Below are 19,082 nucleotides of genomic sequence, written 5' to 3' on the forward strand. Positions count from 1 at the left end.
CGGGGCGTGAAGAGGACGGGGCCGATCAGGCGAACCGCGCGCGCAGCGCCAGCATCGCGAGCGCCGCCTTCGCCGCCTCGCCGCCCTTGTTCTTCTCGTCCGGGCGAGCGCGGGTGAGCGCCTGCGCCTCGTTCTCGACGGTCAGAATGCCGTTGCCGATCGCGAGCCCGTCCATGCTCAGCGCCATCAGCCCGCGCGCGCTCTCGCCCGCCACGATCTCGAAGTGATAGGTCTCGCCACGGATCACGACGCCCAGGCCTACATAGGCGTCGTAGCGCCCGCTGTCGCTGGCCAGCGCGACCGCCCCCGGCACCTCCAGCGCGCCCGGCACCGTCACCGTCTCGTGGGTATGGCCCGCCGCCTCGATCTCAGCCCGGGCGCCCGCCAGCAGCAGGTCGTTCAGATGGTCGTAGAAGCGCGCCTCCACGATCAGCAGCTTGGCCATGTCAGGCGTCCCCCTCAGTGATCGGCCGCTCGCCGACGATGGACAGGCCGTAACCCTCCAGCCCGACGAGCGTGTGATGAGTATTGGTCAGCAGCACCATGTCACGCACGCCGAGCTCCGCGAGCACGGTCGCGCCGACGCCGTAGTCGCGCAGCTCCTCCATGTCGGCCTCGCTCGCCTCGCCCGACTTGATGCGGAGCGCGGTGGTGAACTGGTCAGCACGGGCACGGGCGAGGATCACGATCACCCCCGCGCCCTCCGCTCCGATGATCTCCATCGATCGGCTGAGCAGGCCGGTGCGGTTGCCCGTTTCGCCCAGCAGGTCGGCGAACGGGGAAAGCGCGTGCATCCGGACCAACGTCGGCTTGTCCGGCGTGACCCGGCCCTTGGTCAGCACCAGCTGCTCGGTCTCGGTCGCCTTGTTCCAGAAGGTGTGGGCGGTCCACTCGCCGCCCCACTCGGATTGGAAGCGCACTTCCGCGCGCTTGACGACCAGGTGGTCGTAGCGCCGGCGATAGGCGATCAGGTCGCGGATCGTCCCGATCTTCAGGTGATGGTACTGGGCAAAGGCGACCAGGTCGTCCATCCGCGCCATGGTCCCGTCCTCGTTCATGATCTCGCAGATCACGCCCGATGGATTGAGCCCGGCGAGCCGCGCGACGTCGACCGCCGCTTCCGTATGGCCGGTGCGGACCAGCACGCCGCCGTCGCGCGCGACCAGCGGGAAGACGTGGCCCGGCGACACGATCTCGGCCGCACCCTTTGCCGCGTCGATCGCGACCGCGACCGTGCGGGCGCGGTCGGCGGCGGAGATGCCGGTTGTGACCCCCTCGCGCGCCTCGATCGAGACGGTGAAGGCGGTCTCGTGCCGCGTGCCGTTGTTACGGGTCATCAGCTCGAGTCCGAGCGCCTCGACCCGGCTCTTGGTGAGCGCGAGGCAGATCAGCCCGCGGCCGTACTTCGCCATGAAGTTGATCGCGTCGGGCGTCGCCATCTGGGCGGGGATGACCAGGTCGCCCTCATTCTCCCGGTCCTCGTCGTCGACCAGGATGAACATGCGCCCGTTGCGCGCCTCGTCGATGATCTCCTCCGGCGAGGAGAGGAAGGCGTGGGCGAGCCGCGCGAGCTCAGCCGGCTTTGCCACGATAGGCCTCCATGCGCTGCAGGTAGCGGGCGAGCACGTCGATCTCGATGTTCACGGTCGCGCCCGGTGCCAGGTCCTTGAGCGTCGTGACCGCCTGTGTGTGAGGGATGATGTTGACCGCGAACAGGGTCGCGTCGCCCTCGTCGCGCACCTCGTTGACGGTCAGCGAGACGCCGTCGACCGTCACCGATCCCTTGGCCGCGAGGTAGGGGGCGAGGCCCCCGTCGACGCGGAAGCCGACGCGGATCGACTCGCCTTCTGGATCGAGCGAGGTCACGGTCGCCACCCCGTCGACGTGGCCAGTGACGATGTGCCCGCCGAGTTCCTCACCGAGCCGCAGCGCGCGCTCCAGGTTGAGCGAGCGGCCGACCTGCCACTGGTCGGCGGTGCGGCGCACGGTCTCGCCCGAGACGTCGACTGCGAACCATCCCGGCGCCTTGTCGACCACGGTCAGGCACACGCCCGAGCAGCTGATCGACGCGCCGAGATCGACGTCGGCGGTGTCGTATGCGGTGGCGATGGTGACATGCAGGTCGCCGCGATCCTCGACCGCGGTGATCGTGCCGACGTCGGAGACTATGCCGGTGAACATGGGCCGCGGCCGTAGACCTCCAGCCGGTCGCTGCCAAGCGCGCGCGCGTCGAGGAGCCGCCAGCGCCCGTGCGCCGCGCCCAGGGCGCCAAGGCCGATGTCGGCGATCGGCGGCAGTCCACCCCCGATCACGATCGGCGCGCGGTAGAGGAGCAGCCGGTCGACCAGGTCGGCGCGCAGGAACGCGGCGGCCGCCGCCGCGCCCCCCTCCACCAGCAGGTGATCGACCCCGTCCAGCGCGGCGATGTCGTGCGGGCTGGCGATCGCCGTCCAGCCCGCGGGCGCTTCGCCCGAGGTCAGCACGATCCGCCGCGGTGCGCGCTCCTCCAGTCCCGGCAGGCGCACGTCGAGACTCGGCGCGTCGGCCGCGAGGGTCCCGCGCCCGACCAGGATCGCCTCGTGCCGGCTGCGCTCCAGGTGCGCGTGGGCGCGGGCGGGCGCACCGGTGATCCAGCGACTCGCCCCGCCCGCCAGCGCGATGCAGCCGTCGAGCGAGGTCGCGAGCTTCAGCGTGACATGCGGCCGCCCCCGGGCCTCGCGCGACAGAAAGCCCGCCATGACGTCGCGCGCCGCTGACGCCATCACGTCAGTGGTCAGCGCGATGCCAACCGATCGCAGACGGGCGAACCCCCGCCCGGCCGTCCGCGGATCGGGGTCCTCCAGCGCGGCGACGACGCGGGCGACGCCGGCTGCGACCAGCAGGTCCGCACAGGCCGGCCCGCGCAGCGACTCGTGAGCGCAAGGCTCCAGCGTGACATAGGCGGTCGCGCCGGCGGCACGTGCGCCCGCCTGCTCCAACGCCATCGCCTCGGCATGGGGTCGCCCGCCGGGCTGGGTCCAGCCGCGGCCGACCACCACGCCGCCGGCCACGATAACACACCCGACACTCGGATTACGTGCGGTCCGTCCGCGGCCACGCTCGGCCAGCCCGCATGCCGCCGTCATCCACCGGGCGTCGGTCAGATCCCCCATTTGTCGAGCTTGTCGTCCAGCCGCTTGAACGACGCCTTGCGGTCGACCTTGGCCTTCTCGATCGCCGCGTCGCGCTTGGTCTTTATCGCCATGTCACGGAACTGCGCGGCGCGAATCTCCGCCTCGCTGCGGTCGGCGCGCCAGTTCTGCACGTACACGATGTCGCGCTTGTAAGGCTGCTCGACGTGCGAATCGATCACGAAGCCGGCAATCACCGTCACCGTCAGCATGATCGCGACCACCAGGAACACGACCTCATAGGGGCGACGCTGCGACAGATAGAGCCGAAGGTCGTTGACCGCGCGCACTGGCGCGAACCGCGAGAAATAGCGCATGCGGCGAAGATAAGGCGTTGACGGACAAGGAACCAGCCCCGCCGTCTGCTGTGTGCAGTACCAACCCACTCGGTGGACCGCTTGGCCCGCGTCCTTCATGTCAGCGCAGGCTGCCATCTGTCGAAAGATGGAGAGCTTCCGATCAATGTCCGCACACAGACTTCAGCGTTCGCTGGAGTGACGGAAAGAGCATCGGGCGAACCGCCCGAGCGCTCTCAGCCAAGCTCGCCGCTAACCCGTCACCCCAGCGCCACAAGGCCAGGCGCCCCGGTCAGCTCTCCATCACGAAGCGCAGGGTCTTCACCTGCCAGCTCTCCACCGGCTCCCCGTCGCGGGTCGCCGGGCGGAAGCGCCAGCGGCCGAGCGCCTGGCGCCGCGTCGCCTCGAAGAAGGCGGGGCTTGCGGAGCCGACCTGCTCCACCGCCTTCACGCGCCCGTCGGTGCCGATCAGGACGCGCACGGTGACGCTGCCCTCCGTGCCTGCGCGCCGCTCGGCGGCGGGGTAGTCGGGCTGGAAGGTCGCGCGCGGATCGGCCTGGGCTGCGACCACCACCGGCAGGGGCTTTGGCGCCGCGACCGCGACCGCACCGTTGGCTGGGCCGGGCGTCAGCGGGATTGGATCGCTGACCAGCGGCTGCTCGACAGGAATGTTGGTGGTCGTGAGCGTGGTCGTCGGCGTGGGGAGCGGCACCACCGCCTCGGGCACCACGACCTTGCTCTCCGCACTCGGCGTCTCGGTCGTGCGCTTGGCGGGCTCGGGCGGGGTCGGCTCGGGCGGGGGCGCGATCGGCACGTTCCAGGCCTCCAGCGTGCGCTCGACCTCATGGCCGATGTGCGGGGCGGAGGTGGCGATCAGCGCGACCATGCCGATGTTGACCGCGGCAGCGGCGGCGATGGCGAGCGGATGTGTCTTCGGACGCTGGTAACGACGTGCGTACATGGTCCTCTCCTCGGATGCGATGCTCCTGGTGCCGTTCATGCGGCTTCGATGAGGCTACGCCTGTAAAGAGGAGACACGCAAGTCCTTGTTTCCGTAGCGTCAATTAGCTGCGGCGGATAACCTTTCTATCGCCCGCGCCCGCCCGATCAGCGGCAGCAGCACCGCCATGTCGGGCCCGTGGTCGCGACCGGTCAGCGCCAGGCGAAGCGGGAGAAAGAGCGCGCGCCCCTTGCGCCCGCTCGCCTGCTTCAACGCGTCCGTCAGCGCGTGCCAGGGATCGGCCGACCAGTCGATCGCCGCCGCCCGCTCTGCAGCCTGGACTAGGAACGCGCGATCATCGTCGGTGATCGCGGGCGCGATCTCGCCGGCGATCACCGCCCACCAGTCCGCCGCTTCCGCGACCCGTTCCAGATTGGGACGAATCGCCTCCCACGCCGCAGCGTCCATGCCCGCTGGCAGGCGCTGGGCGACGTGATCGAAGGGCAGTTGGTGAACGATCCGCGCGTTCACGCCGGCGAGTTCCGTCTCATCGAAGCGCGCCGGTGCGCGCCCGAACTGCGCGAAGTCAAATGTCCCGGTCAGCGCGTCCGCGTCGACGATCGGCTCGACCGGCTGGCTCGTGCCGATCCGCGCCAGCAGCGCCCGGAGCGCTTCGGGTTCGATCCCGGCCTCGCGGAAGTGCGCCACGCCCATCGACCCGAGCCGCTTGGACAGCTTGCCCTCGCTCCCGGTCAGCAGCGCCCCGTGCGCGAAGGCGGGCGGTGTCGCCCCCATGCTCTCGAACATTTGCAGCTGGACGGCCGTGTTGGACACGTGATCCTCGCCGCGCACCACATGGGTGATCCTCAGGTCAACGTCGTCGATCACGCTCGGCAGCAGGTACAGCCACGATCCGTCGGCGCGGCGCACCACCGGGTCGCTCATCGTCGCCGCGTCGAACCGCTGCGGTCCGCGGATCAGGTCGTCCCAGACGATGGACGCGTGCTCCAGCCGGAAGCGCCAGTGCGGGCGCCGGCCATCGGCCTCGAGCGCAGCGCGGTCCGCGTCGGAGAGCGCCAGCGCCGTCCGCTCGTACACCGGCGGCAGCCCGCGGCCGAGCAGCACCTTGCGGCGAAGGTCGAGTTCCTCCGGCGTCTCATAGGCGGGATAGAGCGTGCCGCGCGCGACCAGGTCGGCGAACACCGCCTCGTAGCGCTCGAACCGGGCCGACTGGCGCACTTCCGCATCCGGCCGCAGCCCGAGCCAGGCGAGATCCGCGCGGATCGCCTCCACGAAGCGCTCTTCCGACCGCGCCTGGTCCGTGTCGTCGATGCGGAGCAGGAAGCGTCCGCCGTGCCGCTTCGCCCAAAGCCAATTGTGGAGCGCGGTGCGGATGTTGCCGACGTGAAGCGTGCCGGTCGGCGAGGGCGCGAAGCGAGTGACGACGGTCATGGTGCCGGCGCATAGGTTGCGGCCGGTGGAGCGGCAATGGGCCTAGCCGTCACGGACTCGTCACAGTAGAGGGTCGCGCGACCGGGCGGGGGAGGACTTATGAAGCTGATCGCAGGCAATTCGAACACGCCGCTCGCCCAGGCGATTGCGCGCTACTGCGAACTGCCGCTCACCCAGGCGAGCGTGCGCCGCTTCGCCGACGAGGAGATCTTTGTCGAGATCCTGGAGAATGTCCGCGGCGAGGACATGTTCGTGCTCCAGTCGACCTCCTACCCGGTCAACGACAATCTGATGGAGCTGCTGATCATCATCGACGCGCTGCGGCGCGCGTCGGCTCGGCGGATCACCGCGGTGCTTCCCTATTTCGGCTACGCGCGGCAGGACCGAAAGCCCGGTCCGCGCACGCCGATCTCCGCCAAGCTGGTCGCCAACCTCATCACCATGGCGGGCGCCAACCGCGTACTCTCCGTCGATCTCCACGCCGGACAGATCCAGGGCTTTTTCGACATCCCCACCGACAACCTCTTCGCCGCGCCCGTGATGTCGGCCGATATCCGCAGCCGCTTTCCCGATCACAACTGGATGGTGGTGTCGCCGGACGTCGGCGGCGTGGTGCGCGCGCGCGCGCTCTCCAAGCGGCTCGACAACGCGCCGCTCGCGATCGTCGACAAGCGTCGCGAGCGCGCGGGCGACTCGGAAGTCATGAACATCATCGGCGAGGTCGAGGGTCGATTCTGCATCCTGATCGACGACATTGTCGATTCGGCCGGCACGCTGTGCAACGCTGCGGCGGCGCTCAAGGAAGCGGGCGCGGCCGAGGTGGTCGCCTATGTCAGCCACGGGGTGCTGACCGGCGGCGCGCTGGCCCGGGTCGACAATTCATCGCTGCGCGAGCTGGTCATCACCGACTCGATCGGCAACCACGAGACCATCGCGCAGTCGAGCAAGGTCCGCCATCTCACCATCGCACCGCTGCTCGCCGAGGCGATCCAGCGCATCGCGGATGAGAGTTCGGTATCCAGCCTGTTCGACTGAAAGAGGCTGGCGGGACGATCTGGGGGATCGATCGTCACCCCTGGCGGCTCAGCGCCACGATGTGATCGAACACGGCCGGGTGCAGCGCCTGGCGGAAGGCCGCGCCGATATGCTCGCCGCGCTGCCACGCGATCTCCGCCTCCAGCCCCATCAGCCCGGGGAGGTTGATCCACACCAGGCTGCCCGGCCGGACGGTGAAGGCGGTCTCGGCGCGAAAGCCGGTCATCGACAGGTCGACCACCTTGATCTTGAAGCGCGACGATCCCCGGTCGCGCACGCGCGCGTCAAGCTGCACCGCCTTGCGCAGCGTGGCCCGGTTATCGGAATGCGACCCAACAGGGACGCGGGCATTGCGGAGTGCCGTGTCCATGGCGCTGCTTTAGGCGGTTGATCCTTGCCAAAGCGCTAAGCATCGAGCGTTTGCAGGTATTTACCGCGCTTGTTACCCAGATGCGCGAGCCGCCGCCGCGGCCACCTGCGCGGCGGCCTCCGATGCTTCTGAGATCTTGGTGAATCAGCGCGCGGCAAGGCGGGACAGATGCGCCGCGATCCGGTTCAGCGCCACTACGGCTGCCGCGGCGAAGGCGGCGAGCGCGACCACCGCATAGGTGAGCGCGCGCAGCCAGCGCACCTGCTCGCGTTCGAGCGGGGATGGCGCGGGCGCGACGGCCCGGGACGCCTGCGTGTTCCCGACGCCTGCATCCGGACCGGTCCGATCTCGCGATATCGCCGAAGCGGGCTCGTCGCCGACGATCGGGGGCAGCTCGCCCGGGCGTACGCTCGCGCCCGGCAGCGTCTCTGCGAGCGGGCTGTTCGATACATTGGCGAGCGCCCCGATGAGGGCGAGGGTCGCCATGCTCGCGAGTACCAGCATGGTCGTACGCGCGAGCCAGTCGACGATCCTCATGATTCGGGCGCGCTGGCAGCGAAGAACATGGTGTTGACCGGCATAGACCTGGCTTTCCGATACTGCGACGTAGTCGCAACAAGCCGCTGCCTGTCCGACTTCAGGGTGGCTAAACGCGCGTTCCTGTGCTTTAGCCCCGCTGTCCCTCTTTGGCGCTGAAGGCGAGGCCCATGAACATTCACGAGTATCAGGCAAAGGAACTGCTGGCGAAGTTCGGCGTCCCGGTACCCGCGGGCTTCGCCGCGCTGAGTGTCGAGGAGGCGGTCGAGGCAGCCTCGAAGCTTCCCGGGCCGCTCTTTGTGGTGAAGGCTCAGATACACGCGGGCGGCCGCGGAAAGGGCAAGTTCAAGGAGCTCGGCCCCGACGCGAAGGGCGGCGTCCGCCTGGCCAAGACCGCCGACGAGGTACGCGCAGCCGCGACCGATATGCTCGGCAACACGCTGGTGACGATCCAGACCGGCGAGGCCGGCAAGCAGGTCAACCGCCTGTACGTGACCGACGGCGTCGACATCGCCAAGGAATTCTACCTGGCGCTGCTGGTCAATCGCGCGACGGGCCGTGTCTCCATGGTCGCCTCGACCGAGGGCGGCATGGACATCGAGACGGTGGCGCACGACACGCCCGAGAAGATCCACTCGATCGACATCGACACCGCGACCGGCTTCATGCCGCACCACGGCCGCGCGGTCGCCGCCGCGCTGGAGCTGAAGGGCGATCTAGCCAAGCAGGCCGCCAACGTCGCATCCAAGCTGTACGACGCTTTCCTCGGCACCGACGCCGAGCAGATCGAGATCAATCCGCTCGCCGTGACCGAGGACGGCAAGCTGATGGTGCTCGACGCCAAGGTCGGCTTCGACGGCAATGCGATGTTCCGTCACAAGGACCTCTTGGAGCTTCGCGACACCACCGAGGAGGACGCGATGGAGCTCGAGGCGTCGAAGTACGACCTCGCCTACATCAAGCTCGACGGTGACATCGGCTGCATGGTCAACGGCGCGGGCCTCGCGATGGCGACGATGGACATCATCAAGCTGAACGGCATGTTCCCCGCGAACTTTCTCGACGTCGGCGGCGGCGCCAACAAGGAAAAGGTGACCGCGGCGTTCAAGATCATCCTGTCCGATCCCGCGGTGAAGGGCATCCTGGTCAACATCTTCGGCGGTATCATGCGCTGCGACATCATCGCAGAGGGCATCGTCGCCGCCGCGAAGGAAGTGAACCTGCAGGTGCCGCTGGTCGTGCGGCTGGAAGGCACCAACGTGCAGCAGGGCAAGGACATCCTGGCCAACTCCGGCTTGGCGATCGTGCCCGCCAACGACCTGGGCGATGCCGCGCAAAAGATCGTCGCCGAGGTAAAGAACGCGGCGTGATGCCGGTTGCTGCCGGACGGCCCTACCGTCCGGCAGCGGCGCTCCGGCGCACGCGACGTTGACGTAAACGTAAAGTTGGCGCTATCGGAGCCTCAACAGGCGTCCGGCGTTGCACTCGTCGGACAGGCGACGAGCGAGCCGGAGAGATGGCATGAAGGTATTGGTGCCAGTCAAGCGCGTGCTTGACTACAACGTCAAGCCGCGGGTGAAGGCGGACGGCAGCGGGGTCGACCTCGCCAACGTCAAGATGAGCATGAATCCCTTCGACGAGATCGCAGTCGAGGAAGCGATCCGTCTGAAGGAAAAGGGCGCCGCGACCGAGATCGTGGCGGTGTCGATCGGCGAGCAGAAGGCGCAGGAAACGCTCCGCACCGCGCTCGCTATGGGTGCCGACCGCGCGATCCTGGTGGTCGCCGACGGCCCGGTCGAGCCGCTCGCCGTGGCGAAAATCTTGAAGGCCATCGCGGACGAGGAGCAGCCCGGACTGGTCATCCTCGGCAAGCAGGCGATCGACGATGACAACAACCAGACCGGGCAGATGCTGGCGGCCCTGACCGATTGGGCGCAGGGCACCTTCGCGTCTAAGGTCGAGGTGGCCGACGGGAGCGTAACCGTCACCCGAGAGGTCGATGGCGGGCTGGAAACGGTTTCGCTCACCATGCCGGCGATCGTCACCACCGACCTGCGCCTGAACGAGCCGCGCTATGCCTCGCTGCCCAACATCATGAAGGCCAAATCGAAGCCGATGGCGCAGAAAACGCCCGCTGACTTCGGCGTCGACACGACTCCGCGCGTGACGACGGTGAGCGTCGCCGAACCGGGCAAGCGCCAGGCCGGTGCCAAGGTCGCCGACGTCGACGAACTGGTGATGAAGCTCAAGGCGATGGGAGTGGCGAAGTGAAGACGCTGGTCTGGGTCGAGCACGACGGCATCACCGTCAAGGACGCGACGCTCTCCGCGGTGACCGCCGCGGCGAAGCTGGGCGAGGTACACCTGCTGGTCGCGGGCGAGAACGTCGGCGGCGTCGCGGATGCGGCGGCGAAGATCGCGGGTGTGGGCACCGTCCACGTCGCGGACGGCGCGCTCTACGCCCACGCGCTCCCGGAGAACGTCGCGCCACTGGTGGTCGCGCTGATGGCCGACCACGACGCGTTCGTCGCGCCGGCGACCACCACCGGCAAGAACATCGCGCCACGCGTCGCCGCGCTGCTCGACGTCATGCAGGTGAGCGAAGTGCTGTCGGTCGTGGGGCCGGACACGTTTACCCGCCCGATCTACGCCGGCAACGCGATCGCAACGGTCAAGTCGAGCGACGCGAAGAAGGTGCTGACCATTCGCGGTACCGCGTTCGAGAAGGCGGCGGCTGAAGGCGGCAGCGGCACGGTCGAGGCGGTGAGCGCCGCCACGGACGACGCCGGCGTGTCGCGCTTCGTCGGCTCGGAGCTCGCCCAGTCGGCGCGGCCAGAGCTCACAAGCGCCAAGATCATCGTGTCGGGCGGGCGCGCGCTCGGCTCGGGCGAGGCGTTCCATGACCTCATCGAGCCACTCGCCGACAAGCTCGGCGCCGCGGTCGGCGCGAGCCGCGCGGCGGTGGATGCCGGCTACGTCCCTAACGACTATCAGGTCGGCCAGACCGGCAAGATCGTCGCGCCCGAAGTGTACGTCGCGGTCGGCATCTCCGGCGCGATCCAGCACCTCGCCGGCATGAAGGACAGCAAGATTATCGTCGCGATCAACAAGGACGAGGACGCGCCGATCTTCCAGGTCGCGGACCTTGGCCTGGTCGGCGACCTGTTCAAGATCGTGCCGGAGCTGACGGAGAAGCTCTGACGGCGGCGCTGACCTTCGATCGGGACGGCGCCGCGCTGCACGCCGGTACCGTCCGGTCGCTTCTGCCGTCGATCGAGCAGGCGCTGAGCGGGGCGGCTCGGGCGGTACCCGGTGTTCGGCTCCATGGAAATCCTGCGCTTACGGCCTTGCTAGAGGCGGGAGTGACCGCGCGGATCGCCAGCGTACACCTGCGCGCGCCGGCGCGGCCGGTCCGGGCGGTGCTGTTCGACAAAACGCCCGGTCTGAACTGGTCGCTCGACTGGCATCAGGATCGCACAATCGTGGTACGGGAGCGCCGCGACGTGCCCGGCTTCGGGCCGTGGACGACCAAGCGGGGCCTGCAGCATGTTGCACCGCCGATGTCGGTACTCGCGGGCATGGCAACGCTGCGCCTACACCTGGACGATGTGCCCGAGGATAACGCGCCGCTGCTGATCGCGCCCGGATCGCACCGCATGGGGCGCATCGCCGAACCTGACGTGCCTGCCGTGGCCGCTCGCTGCGGCACCTACGCCTGCCTCGCGACGGCGGGCGACCTCTGGGCCTATGCCACCCCAATCCTGCACGCCTCCGCCGCCTCAGTCGGGGATTGCAGGCGCCGCGTGCTGCAGGTCGACTATGCCGCCGCCGATCTGACCGGCGGCCTCGAGTGGCTCGGCATCTGACGACCGCCTCGCGCGTTCCCGGCGGCATGAAAACGAATGTCATCGTGCTCGCGACCCGGGTCGTGTCGGCAGGCGAGGTCGATCGGTTCCGCGACTGGGCGGAGCGGGCGGACGCGGCCGCGGCGCGGATCGACGGGCACCGCGCCAGCGTGCGGCTGGAGCAGCCGGGTGGCATCTTCCACCTGGTCCTGCAGTTCCGTGACCGAGCAGCGCTCGCGGCGTGGGAATCGTCGGACGCGTACAACGCGCTGATCGAGGAAGGCGCCGACTTCTCGATCCGCCAGCGCCAGGTGCAGGAGGGTGCACAGATCTGGTTCCGGGTGCCCTCAGAATCGAGCGCCAGCAAGCCGCGCCAGGTGCTGATGACGCTCGCCGCCGTATATCCGCTGCTGCTGGTGATCAGCGTCACTGCCAATGCACTGATCGGCGATTGGCCGCTGCCGCTTCGGCTGCTGCTGTCGGCGGCGGTGCTGACGACGCTGCTGACCTTCGTGATACTGCCGCGAGTCCGGCGACGGGCGCAGACCTGGCTGCTCGCCGACGAAAAGGGCGAGATCCGCGAAGCCTAGAAGCCGTCGAGGAAGCTCGAGACGTTGGCGCCGAGCGCGTCAAGCGCGTAGCCGCCCTCCATGAGGACCAGCACCGGCCAGCCCGCCGCGGCGATGTCGCGGGCCAGCACGGCATAGTCGCGCGTGGTCAGGCGGAAGTGGCTGATCGGGTCGCCCTCCCAGGTGTCGGCGCCGAAGCTGACGATCAGCAGCTCGGTCCCGAACCGCGCGATTGCCTCCAGCGCGCGCCCCTGTGCGGCGCGGAAGGCGTCCAGCGCCGTGCCCTGCGGCAGCGGCAGGTTGAGCGTGGTGCCGTGGCCATCGCCCTCGCCCACCTCGTCCGCGTGCCCCCAGTAGAAAGGATAGTCGGTCGCGGGATCGGCGTGGAGCGAGGCGAAGAACACGTCACCGCGGCTCCAGAAGATATCCTGCGTGCCGTTGCCGTGATGATAGTCGATGTCGAGGATAGCGACCCGCCTGCATCCAGCCGCCCGCGCCGCCTCGGCCGCGATCGCGGCGGTGTTGAGGTAACAGTAGCCACCGAGATAGTCGGCCCCGGCGTGGTGCCCCGGGGGGCGGCACAGCGCGAAGCCGCGGCCATCGCCCAACGCCGCGTCGAGCGCGGAGAGCGCCGTCTGCGCACTCCAGTAGGTCGCGTCCCAGGTCGCCGCGGTGAGCGGGGTCGAAACGTCGATGCTGTACTGCCCGGCGAGCGCGTCGATGCGCGACAGGTTCAGCGCACGTCGTCGGACGGTCGGCCAGATATAGCCGAGCACGTCACCCGGCCGCCCGGCCGCCGCCCAGGCGGCAGGTGCGGTGCGCAGGAAATTGAGGTAGCCGGCATCATGCACGGCGCGGATCGGCGCATCGCCGTGGTCGCGCGGGCGCTCCGCCGGCCCGATCGCGGCCAGGATCGCCTCGGCGCGCGCGGGCACCTCGTTGTAGGGCGTCCAGGCGCCGTTGTGCAGCTCCTGCGCCGGCGCGTGGACGAGCTGACGGGGATCGAAGAAGCACTTCATGCCGGTGCCCTGTACGCGAGTCGGAGCACCAGATAGCCGAGCGCCGCCGACAGGATCGAGCCCGCGAGCACGCCGATCTTCACCCGGTCGATCAGCATCTCGTTGCCCGGGAAGGCGAGGCCGCCGATGAACAGGCTCATGGTGAAGCCGATGCCGGCGAGCAGCGAGACGCCGTAGATTTGCGCCCAGCCGGTGCTGCCGGGCCGCTTGGCAACACCGAGCTTCTCCGCCAGCCACACCGCGGCAAAGATGCCAAGCTGCTTGCCGCCGAGCAACCCTGCGGCGACGCCGATCACCAGCGGGTCGGCAAGCGTGGCGAGGCTGGCATTGGCCAGGTTCACGCCCGCGTTGGCGAAGCCGAACAGCGGCACGATCCCGAACGCCACCCAAGGATGCAGCGCGTGCTCCAGCCGATGGAGCGGCGACGTTGCGTCATCGGGCGCGGCCGGCGACAACGTGACCGGAATCAGCAGCGCGGCGAGCACGCCCGCGACCGTCGCATGGACGCCCGACATCAGCGTGAACAGCCACAGCGGGGCGAACCCGGCGAGATAGACCAACAGCCGTCGCTCCCCCCGCCGGTTGAGCACGTAGAGGCCGGCGAAGACGACGGTCGCGAGCGCCAGCGCGACGACGTTGATGTGGTCGGTGTAGGCGAGCGCGATGATCGCGACCGCACCCATGTCGTCGACGATCGCGACCGTGGTCAGGAAAAGCTTGAGCGACGAGGGCGCACGCTTGCCGAGCAGGGCCAGCACGCCGATCGCGAAGGCGATGTCGGTCGCCGCCGGGATCGCCCAGCCGCGCTGCAGGCCGGGCTCGTCGCCGACGATCAGCAGGTAGAACAGCGCCGGCACTGCCATGCCGGCGAGCGCCGCGATCACCGGCAGCCGCCGCTTGTCGGCGCGTGCCAGACGTCCATCGACCACCTCGCGCTTGATCTCCAGCCCGACCAGCAGGAAGAAGATCGCCATCAGCCCGTCGTTGATCCACAGGTGCAGCGTCATTGGGCCGAGATGATCGTTCAGCGTCGGCCCGGTGATGATGTGCAGCCCCGCGAAGTACGCGGGCGCGGTGGCGGGCAGGTTGGCCACGATCATCGCCAGCACGGCCGCGGCGATAAGCACGATCCCGCCCGCCGCCTCGCTGTGCAGGAAGTCGCGCAACGCGGAGTGGGAGCCGCGGCGCGGTTGCTTGGTTGTTTCGGCCATGACCCTGACTAATGATCCGACCGCTCGGGTCAAAGACGAACGCACCGAGCCCGCCATCTCGACCCCCGCGGTTCTCGGCCGCTGGTGGCGAGCGCACGTCATGGCGGACGTGAACCACGTCGAGGTGCTGGAGCGCGTTCACGACGATGCCGGCTGGACGCCGCGCTACCTGTTCATGATCCTGATGTCGGCGGGCATCGCCGTGCTGGGGCTGCTGCTGTCGTCTCCGGCGGTCGTTATCGGGGCGATGCTGATCTCGCCGCTGATGGGGCCGATCATCGGCCTGGGCTTCGCGCTCTCGACCGCCGACGCGCCGCAGATCCGGCGTGCCGCCGTCGCCCTGGTGGCAGGCAGCGTCGCCGCGATCCTGTTCTGCGCCGTCATCTCGCTGATGTCGCCGCTCCAGAACGTCACCAGCGAGATTGCGGCCCGCACGCGGCCGAACCTGTTCGACCTGCTGGTGGCGCTCTTCTCCGCGCTCGCGGGCGCTTATGCGACGATCAAGGGCCGCGCGGGGACGATCGTCGGAGTCGCTATCGCGACCGCGCTGATGCCGCCGCTCGCCACCGTCGGGTTCGGGCTCGCGACGCTGAACGGCACGGTGTTCGGCGGCGCGCTGCTGTTGTTCGTCACCAACTTCGTGACCATCGCGATCACCGCCGCCGTGATGGCGCGGTTGTACGGCTTCGCCAGCGCCCTGTCGCCGAAGCAGAGCTGGTGGCAGACGGCGGCGATCATCGTCACCTTCCTGATGCTCGCCGTGCCGCTCGGCTTCTCGCTCCGGCAGATCGCCTGGGAAAATCTGGCCGGGCGCCAGGCACGGACTGCGGTCGCCGCCGCCTTTCCCGACAACGCGCGCATCAGCCAGCTGGAGATGAATTACGAACGCGAGCCGATCGGGGTGAGTGCGACGGTGCTGACCCCGGAGTACCGCCGCGACGCCAACCGCGTCGCCGCGCGCGAGTTCGCCCGGCTGGTAGGCCGCCAGGCAACGGTGAACGTCGTGCAGTACCGCGTCGGGGTCGGCGATGCCGAAGCCGCCGAGTTGCAGAAGGCAGGCGAGAGCGCCGCCGCCGCGCGCACGGTCGCCGTCGAGAGCGAGCGGATCACGGACGCGCTGTCGATCGCCGCCGGGGGCGGGCGCGACCGCATCACGATCGATCCGGAGGCGCACCGCGCGGTGGTGCAGGCCGCACCGCTGCCGGGAGCGACGCTAGACACCTATCGCGCGCTCGAAGCGCGGGTCGGGTCGGTGGTGCGCGGCTGGTCGGTGCAGATCGTGCCGCCGGCATTGCCGCTGCCCGCTGTGCAGGTGGTGGACGACGTGCCGCAGCTCTCCGGCGTGATCTGGGCGGCGCAGCGGCGCGGCGCAGCGGTAGAGGTCAGTGGGACGAACGGCGAGGCGGTGACCGAGGCGCTGGCGAAGGCTGGCGTAACCGCAACGCGCGGAAGCGAGCGAGGGGCGCTTCGGGTCGCCTGGGCGCAGTAACGCTGCTCCATCACGCCTGTCCTCCCGGCCTGGCGGCAAGCGCACCGCCGGGTCGGGTAGCTCAGCGGCCGCGGCGCCCTGGACCCCGGGTCAAGTCCGGGGTGACGATCGCCGCAAGGCCTCCGCGATCAAGCGCCGCGAGTTCGCGACGCCGTAGAGCTTGATGAAGCTGCCCATCCGCGGGCCCTGGCTCGACCCAAGCAGTGTCTCGTACAGCGCCTTGAACCAGTCGCGCAGCTCGGCGAAGTCACCGGTCTTGCCGATCTCGTAGACGATGTTCTGGATGTCCTCGGCCGCGGCATCCTCACCCAGCCCGGCGAGTTCCGCGTCGAGCCGCTGGAGTGCGGCGACCTCGGCGTCCTCCGGCGCGCGCTTGTGGAGCGTCGGCGCGACGAAATCGCGGGCGTAGGCGAGCGCGTGGCCGATCAGCCGGTCGAGCTCCGGGTGAGTCTCGGGCGTGGCGTCGGGAACGTAGTTGGCGAGATAGCCCCACACCTGATCCTTGGTCGCGTCGCCCATCACGCCGACGAGGTTCAGGAGCAGGCCGAAGGTGACCGGCAGCTCGCCCGCGGGCAGCTTGCCATCGTGGATGTGGTGGACCGGGTTGCCGAGCTGCTGCTTCAGCTCCTGACCCGGATAGTTGGCGCGGAACTGCCAATACTCGTCCACCGCGCGCGGGATCACGCCCATGTGGAGCTGCTTGGCCTTCTTTGGCTCGCGATAGGCGAAGAAGGCGAGGCTCTCCTCCGGACCGTAGGTCAGCCACTCATCCAGGCTCAGGCCATTGCCCTTGGACTTGGAGATCTTCTCCCCCTTTTCGTCCAGGAACATCTCGTAGTTGAAGCCCTCCGGCGGTCGCCCGCCGAGCACGCGCGCGATCTTGGACGACTGCACGACCGAGTCGATCAGGTCCTTGCCCGCCATCTCATAGTCGACGCCGAGCGCGACCCAGCGCATCGCCCAGTCGACCTTCCACTGCAGCTTCGCCTTGCCGCCGAGTGCCGACTGCACGATCCGCTCGCCGCTCGCATCGGTGAAGGCGATGACGCCGGCGTCCGCGTCGATCACCTCGACCGGGACCTGCAGCACGACGCCGGTCGTCGGGCTGACCGGCAGCACGGGGGAATAGGTCGCGCGGCGCTCATCGCGCAGGGTCGGCAACATCACGCCCTGGATCGCGTCGAACTGGCGCAGCACCAGCCGCAGCGCGTCGTCGAAGCGGCCGGACGTGTAATAGTCAGTCGAGGAGGCGAATTCGTAATCGAAGCCGAAGCGGTCGAGAAAGGCGCGAAGCAGCGCATTGTTGTGGTGCGCGAAGCTTTCATGGGTACCGAACGGGTCGGGCACCTGGGTCAGCGGCTTGCCGAGGTGCTCAGCAAGCATCTCGCGGTTGGGCACGTTGTCCGGCACCTTGCGGAAGCCGTCCATGTCGTCGCTGAACGCGATTAGCCGGGTCGGCGTGTCGGAAAGCGCGTGAAAGGCGTTGCGGACCATGGTGGTGCGCAGCACCTCGTTGAAGGTGCCGATGTGCGGCAGGCCGGAGGGACCATAGCCGGTCTCGAACACCATCGCCGCACCCGCCGGCTTGCCCTCGGGCCAGCGCTTCAGGAGCTTGCGCGCCTCTTCATAGGGCCAGGCCTTGGATTCGAGCGCGGCGGCGCGCAAAGCTGTGTCGGTCATTACCTCGCGCTTACGTAAAAGAATGTATCGGGCGCAACCTTAACGCCAATCAGGAGTACCGCGGCGCATGATCGTCACCGCCACGCCCCGCTACGCCCGCATCCTCAACGACGTCTGGAAACCGCTGCTCGCGCTGTTCGTCTGGGACGTCATCGTCACAGTTGCGTACTTCTACCTGCCGTTCCGCGCGCCGTCGCTGCCGCTGACCCTGTTCGGTACCGCACTCGCGCTGTTTCTCGGCTTTCGCGACAACTCCGCCTACCAGCGCTGGTGGGAGGGGAGAGTGCTGTGGGGCGGGATGATCAACGCTTCGCGCTCGTTCGCGCGCGAGGTGGTGACGCTGCTCCCGTACACGCGCGACGGCGAGCTGTACGATCTCAAGCGTACACTGGTGCTGCGCCATATCGCCTATGTCCACGTCCTGCGCTGTCAGCTGCGCCGGCTGGATCCGAAGCCCGAGATCCTGCGGTTCCTATCGCCGGAGGAAGCGGCCGGGCCGCTCGGGCGGCGCAACGTCGCCAACGGCATCGTCGATGGCACCGCCGGGCGGATCGCCAAGGCACGCGCGCAGGGCCACCTCGATACCATCCTGCACGCGCGGTTCGAGAGCACGATGACCGACATCCTGAACCTGCAAGGCGGCATGGAGCGGCTGAAGAACACGCCGCTTCCCAATCAGTACCGCTTCTTCCCCAGCCTGTTCACCCGCATCTTCTGCATCCTGCTGCCGATCGGACTGGTTGAGACACTCGGCTGGGCGACGCCGTTCGGGTCGACCGTAGCTGGGCTGATGTTCCTGGCGGTGCTCCAGATCGGCGACGACCTGACCGACCCCTTCGCCAACACGGTGCACGACGTGCCGCTCGACGCCATGTGCCGGACGATCGAGATCGACCTGCTGGAGGCGATCGGCGATCCGGCCCCCGAACCGCTCCAGCCCGACCGCGACGTGCTGTGGTGAGCGCGGCTCAGCGCTTCGCCGGGTAGACCATCTTCTGCTCGAAACGGGCGCCAGCCGCCGGCACCGCGACCTTGGTCGTCGCAAAGGTCGGCATGGCGCGGAGCGCTTCGGCGCGGGACAGCGAATAGCCCTCGCTCGGCATCCCGCCCGCGCCCATGCCGAGCTTCATGTCGCCATTCTCATCGTGGATCGCGTTCACCACATAGTCGCCGGCGGGCACGTTGCTGAAGCTCGCGCGCAGCGTTCCGTCGGCCGGCGGGTCGAGTTCGACCGTGAACGGCGGCATCGCTCGCATGAAGGTTTTTTCATCGAAGAGCGCGACCAGCACCTTGCCGCCGCGTGCCTCCACCCCGGTCAGCACGACGTCCACCCGCCCGTCCTCCGCCGCCGCGGGCGTGGCGGAAAGGGCGAGCAGCAGGGGCAGGTAACGCATCGGACGGCTCCCGAAAGGTTCGCTGCCCGGGCGTAGCGGCAGCCTACCCGTTCCGCAATCGTTCCGCGCGCGCTAG

At 68.9% G+C, this 19,082-nt stretch carries 21 protein-coding genes; 8 read left to right on the forward strand and 13 right to left on the reverse strand.

Annotation, left to right across the window (positions count from 1 at the left end; translation table 11 throughout):
- Positions 1–25: 25 nt before the first annotated feature.
- From ribH to gltX, 7 genes are all read right to left on the reverse strand, one after another.
- Positions 26–445 carry a 6,7-dimethyl-8-ribityllumazine synthase gene (ribH, locus tag CRO12_RS04740; RefSeq protein WP_097062802.1) on the reverse strand — a complete coding sequence of 140 codons (420 nt, stop codon included), beginning with the start codon at positions 443–445 and terminating at the stop codon, positions 26–28.
- 1 nt (position 446) lies between these two features.
- Positions 447–1,589, reverse strand: coding sequence for a 3,4-dihydroxy-2-butanone-4-phosphate synthase (ribB, locus tag CRO12_RS04745; RefSeq protein ID WP_097062803.1), 1,143 nt, complete (start codon positions 1,587–1,589; stop codon positions 447–449).
- Entirely contained in the window at positions 1,573–2,181 is a 609-nt protein-coding gene (locus tag CRO12_RS04750; protein WP_097062804.1) for a riboflavin synthase, read from the reverse strand. Before CRO12_RS04750 ends, ribB begins: the two co-directional genes overlap by 17 nt.
- Positions 2,166–3,125, reverse strand: coding sequence for a bifunctional diaminohydroxyphosphoribosylaminopyrimidine deaminase/5-amino-6-(5-phosphoribosylamino)uracil reductase RibD (gene ribD, locus CRO12_RS04755; RefSeq protein WP_097063357.1), 960 nt, complete (start codon positions 3,123–3,125; stop codon positions 2,166–2,168). The genes CRO12_RS04750 and ribD overlap by 16 nt, the downstream gene beginning before the upstream one ends.
- Positions 3,126–3,139: 14 nt before the next feature.
- Positions 3,140–3,487 (reverse strand): hypothetical protein, encoded by a 348-nt coding sequence (locus CRO12_RS04760; protein WP_097062805.1) that lies wholly within the window; start codon positions 3,485–3,487, stop codon positions 3,140–3,142.
- 271 nt (positions 3,488–3,758) lie between these two features.
- On the reverse strand, positions 3,759–4,427 hold the full coding sequence (locus CRO12_RS04765) for an energy transducer TonB (protein ID WP_245858211.1): 669 nt from the start codon (positions 4,425–4,427) through the stop codon (positions 3,759–3,761).
- 99 nt (positions 4,428–4,526) lie between these two features.
- Complete coding sequence (gene gltX, locus CRO12_RS04770; RefSeq protein ID WP_097062806.1) at positions 4,527–5,858, reverse strand: glutamate--tRNA ligase; 1,332 nt, start codon at positions 5,856–5,858, stop codon at positions 4,527–4,529.
- Positions 5,859–5,957: 99 nt separating this feature from the next.
- On the opposite strand from gltX, the gene CRO12_RS04775 reads away from it, so the two are divergent.
- Positions 5,958–6,893 (forward strand): ribose-phosphate pyrophosphokinase, encoded by a 936-nt coding sequence (locus CRO12_RS04775; RefSeq protein WP_097062807.1) that lies wholly within the window; start codon positions 5,958–5,960, stop codon positions 6,891–6,893.
- 34 nt (positions 6,894–6,927) lie between these two features.
- Here the strand turns inward: CRO12_RS04775 and CRO12_RS04780 are convergent, their stop codons facing one another.
- Positions 6,928–7,263: a PilZ domain-containing protein gene (locus tag CRO12_RS04780; protein WP_097062808.1), complete on the reverse strand. Its 336-nt coding sequence runs from the start codon at positions 7,261–7,263 to the stop codon at positions 6,928–6,930.
- A gap of 144 nt (positions 7,264–7,407) precedes the next feature.
- Positions 7,408–7,800, reverse strand: a complete 393-nt coding sequence (locus CRO12_RS04785; protein WP_097062809.1) for a hypothetical protein — start codon at positions 7,798–7,800, stop codon at positions 7,408–7,410.
- A 155-nt stretch (positions 7,801–7,955) separates the two neighbouring features.
- On the opposite strand from CRO12_RS04785, the gene sucC reads away from it, so the two are divergent.
- The 5 genes from sucC to CRO12_RS04810 all read left to right on the forward strand — a co-directional run bounded on the left by sucC (position 7,956) and on the right by CRO12_RS04810 (position 12,234).
- Positions 7,956–9,170, forward strand: coding sequence for an ADP-forming succinate--CoA ligase subunit beta (gene sucC / locus CRO12_RS04790; RefSeq protein ID WP_281253388.1), 1,215 nt, complete (start codon positions 7,956–7,958; stop codon positions 9,168–9,170).
- A gap of 151 nt (positions 9,171–9,321) precedes the next feature.
- Positions 9,322–10,071, forward strand: a complete 750-nt coding sequence (locus tag CRO12_RS04795; protein ID WP_097062811.1) for an electron transfer flavoprotein subunit beta/FixA family protein — start codon at positions 9,322–9,324, stop codon at positions 10,069–10,071.
- A complete protein-coding gene (locus tag CRO12_RS04800) occupies positions 10,068–11,000 on the forward strand; it encodes an electron transfer flavoprotein subunit alpha/FixB family protein (protein ID WP_097062812.1) in 933 nt (310 codons plus the stop codon). Before CRO12_RS04795 ends, CRO12_RS04800 begins: the two co-directional genes overlap by 4 nt.
- 161 nt (positions 11,001–11,161) lie before the next feature.
- Positions 11,162–11,665, forward strand: coding sequence for a phytanoyl-CoA dioxygenase family protein (locus CRO12_RS04805; protein ID WP_342747199.1), 504 nt, complete (start codon positions 11,162–11,164; stop codon positions 11,663–11,665).
- A gap of 26 nt (positions 11,666–11,691) precedes the next feature.
- Positions 11,692–12,234, forward strand: coding sequence for an antibiotic biosynthesis monooxygenase (locus CRO12_RS04810; RefSeq protein ID WP_097062814.1), 543 nt, complete (start codon positions 11,692–11,694; stop codon positions 12,232–12,234).
- Here the strand turns inward: CRO12_RS04810 and CRO12_RS04815 are convergent.
- The gene (locus CRO12_RS04815; protein ID WP_097062815.1) at positions 12,231–13,232 is read right to left on the reverse strand and encodes a histone deacetylase family protein; all 1,002 of its coding nucleotides are present in this window, start codon (positions 13,230–13,232) and stop codon (positions 12,231–12,233) included. The two genes, CRO12_RS04810 and CRO12_RS04815, sit on opposite strands and share 4 nt — an antisense overlap.
- Complete coding sequence (nhaA, locus tag CRO12_RS04820; protein WP_097062816.1) at positions 13,229–14,443, reverse strand: Na+/H+ antiporter NhaA; 1,215 nt, start codon at positions 14,441–14,443, stop codon at positions 13,229–13,231. Before nhaA ends, CRO12_RS04815 begins: the two co-directional genes overlap by 4 nt.
- On the opposite strand from nhaA, the gene CRO12_RS04825 reads away from it, so the two are divergent.
- Positions 14,442–15,932: a DUF389 domain-containing protein gene (locus CRO12_RS04825; RefSeq protein WP_097062817.1), complete on the forward strand. Its 1,491-nt coding sequence runs from the start codon at positions 14,442–14,444 to the stop codon at positions 15,930–15,932. The two genes, nhaA and CRO12_RS04825, sit on opposite strands and share 2 nt — an antisense overlap.
- A 90-nt stretch (positions 15,933–16,022) precedes the next feature.
- On the opposite strand, the gene CRO12_RS04830 is transcribed toward CRO12_RS04825, so the two are convergent.
- On the reverse strand, positions 16,023–17,612 hold the full coding sequence (locus CRO12_RS04830; protein ID WP_097062818.1) for a lysine--tRNA ligase: 1,590 nt from the start codon (positions 17,610–17,612) through the stop codon (positions 16,023–16,025).
- 67 nt (positions 17,613–17,679) lie between these two features.
- Between CRO12_RS04830 and CRO12_RS04835 the strand changes: the two genes are divergently transcribed.
- On the forward strand, positions 17,680–18,573 hold the full coding sequence (locus CRO12_RS04835; protein WP_097062819.1) for a bestrophin family protein: 894 nt from the start codon (positions 17,680–17,682) through the stop codon (positions 18,571–18,573).
- A 7-nt stretch (positions 18,574–18,580) separates the two neighbouring features.
- Here CRO12_RS04835 and CRO12_RS04840 read toward each other — a convergent pair whose 3' ends face one another.
- Positions 18,581–19,006 (reverse strand): DUF2141 domain-containing protein, encoded by a 426-nt coding sequence (locus tag CRO12_RS04840; RefSeq protein WP_097062820.1) that lies wholly within the window; start codon positions 19,004–19,006, stop codon positions 18,581–18,583.
- Positions 19,007–19,082 lie beyond the last annotated feature (76 nt).

It is taken from the genome of Sphingomonas guangdongensis (assembly GCF_900199185.1).
In the GTDB taxonomy this organism is placed as follows: Bacteria; Pseudomonadota; Alphaproteobacteria; order Sphingomonadales; family Sphingomonadaceae; genus Sphingomonas; species Sphingomonas guangdongensis.

Bases quoted from the DNA above. Each gene is read 5' to 3' on its own strand.
- CRO12_RS04835 (WP_097062819.1), top strand. From the start codon at position 17,680: ATGATCGTCACCGCCACGCCCCGCTACGCCCGCATCCTCAACGACGTC.
- ribH (WP_097062802.1), bottom strand. From the start codon at position 445: ATGGCCAAGCTGCTGATCGTGGAGGCGCGCTTCTACGACCATCTGAAC.
- CRO12_RS04840 (WP_097062820.1), bottom strand. From the start codon at position 19,006: ATGCGTTACCTGCCCCTGCTGCTCGCCCTTTCCGCCACGCCCGCGGCG.
- CRO12_RS04825 (WP_097062817.1), top strand. From the start codon at position 14,442: ATGACCCTGACTAATGATCCGACCGCTCGGGTCAAAGACGAACGCACC.
- CRO12_RS04815 (WP_097062815.1), bottom strand. From the start codon at position 13,232: ATGAAGTGCTTCTTCGATCCCCGTCAGCTCGTCCACGCGCCGGCGCAG.
- nhaA (WP_097062816.1), bottom strand. From the start codon at position 14,443: ATGGCCGAAACAACCAAGCAACCGCGCCGCGGCTCCCACTCCGCGTTG.
- CRO12_RS04750 (WP_097062804.1), bottom strand. From the start codon at position 2,181: ATGTTCACCGGCATAGTCTCCGACGTCGGCACGATCACCGCGGTCGAG.
- CRO12_RS04795 (WP_097062811.1), top strand. From the start codon at position 9,322: ATGAAGGTATTGGTGCCAGTCAAGCGCGTGCTTGACTACAACGTCAAG.
- CRO12_RS04830 (WP_097062818.1), bottom strand. From the start codon at position 17,612: ATGACCGACACAGCTTTGCGCGCCGCCGCGCTCGAATCCAAGGCCTGG.
- CRO12_RS04810 (WP_097062814.1), top strand. From the start codon at position 11,692: ATGAAAACGAATGTCATCGTGCTCGCGACCCGGGTCGTGTCGGCAGGC.
- gltX (WP_097062806.1), bottom strand. From the start codon at position 5,858: ATGACCGTCGTCACTCGCTTCGCGCCCTCGCCGACCGGCACGCTTCAC.
- CRO12_RS04765 (WP_245858211.1), bottom strand. From the start codon at position 4,427: ATGTACGCACGTCGTTACCAGCGTCCGAAGACACATCCGCTCGCCATC.
- ribD (WP_097063357.1), bottom strand. From the start codon at position 3,125: ATGACGGCGGCATGCGGGCTGGCCGAGCGTGGCCGCGGACGGACCGCA.
- CRO12_RS04780 (WP_097062808.1), bottom strand. From the start codon at position 7,263: ATGGACACGGCACTCCGCAATGCCCGCGTCCCTGTTGGGTCGCATTCC.
- CRO12_RS04785 (WP_097062809.1), bottom strand. From the start codon at position 7,800: ATGAGGATCGTCGACTGGCTCGCGCGTACGACCATGCTGGTACTCGCG.
- CRO12_RS04775 (WP_097062807.1), top strand. From the start codon at position 5,958: ATGAAGCTGATCGCAGGCAATTCGAACACGCCGCTCGCCCAGGCGATT.
- CRO12_RS04760 (WP_097062805.1), bottom strand. From the start codon at position 3,487: ATGCGCTATTTCTCGCGGTTCGCGCCAGTGCGCGCGGTCAACGACCTT.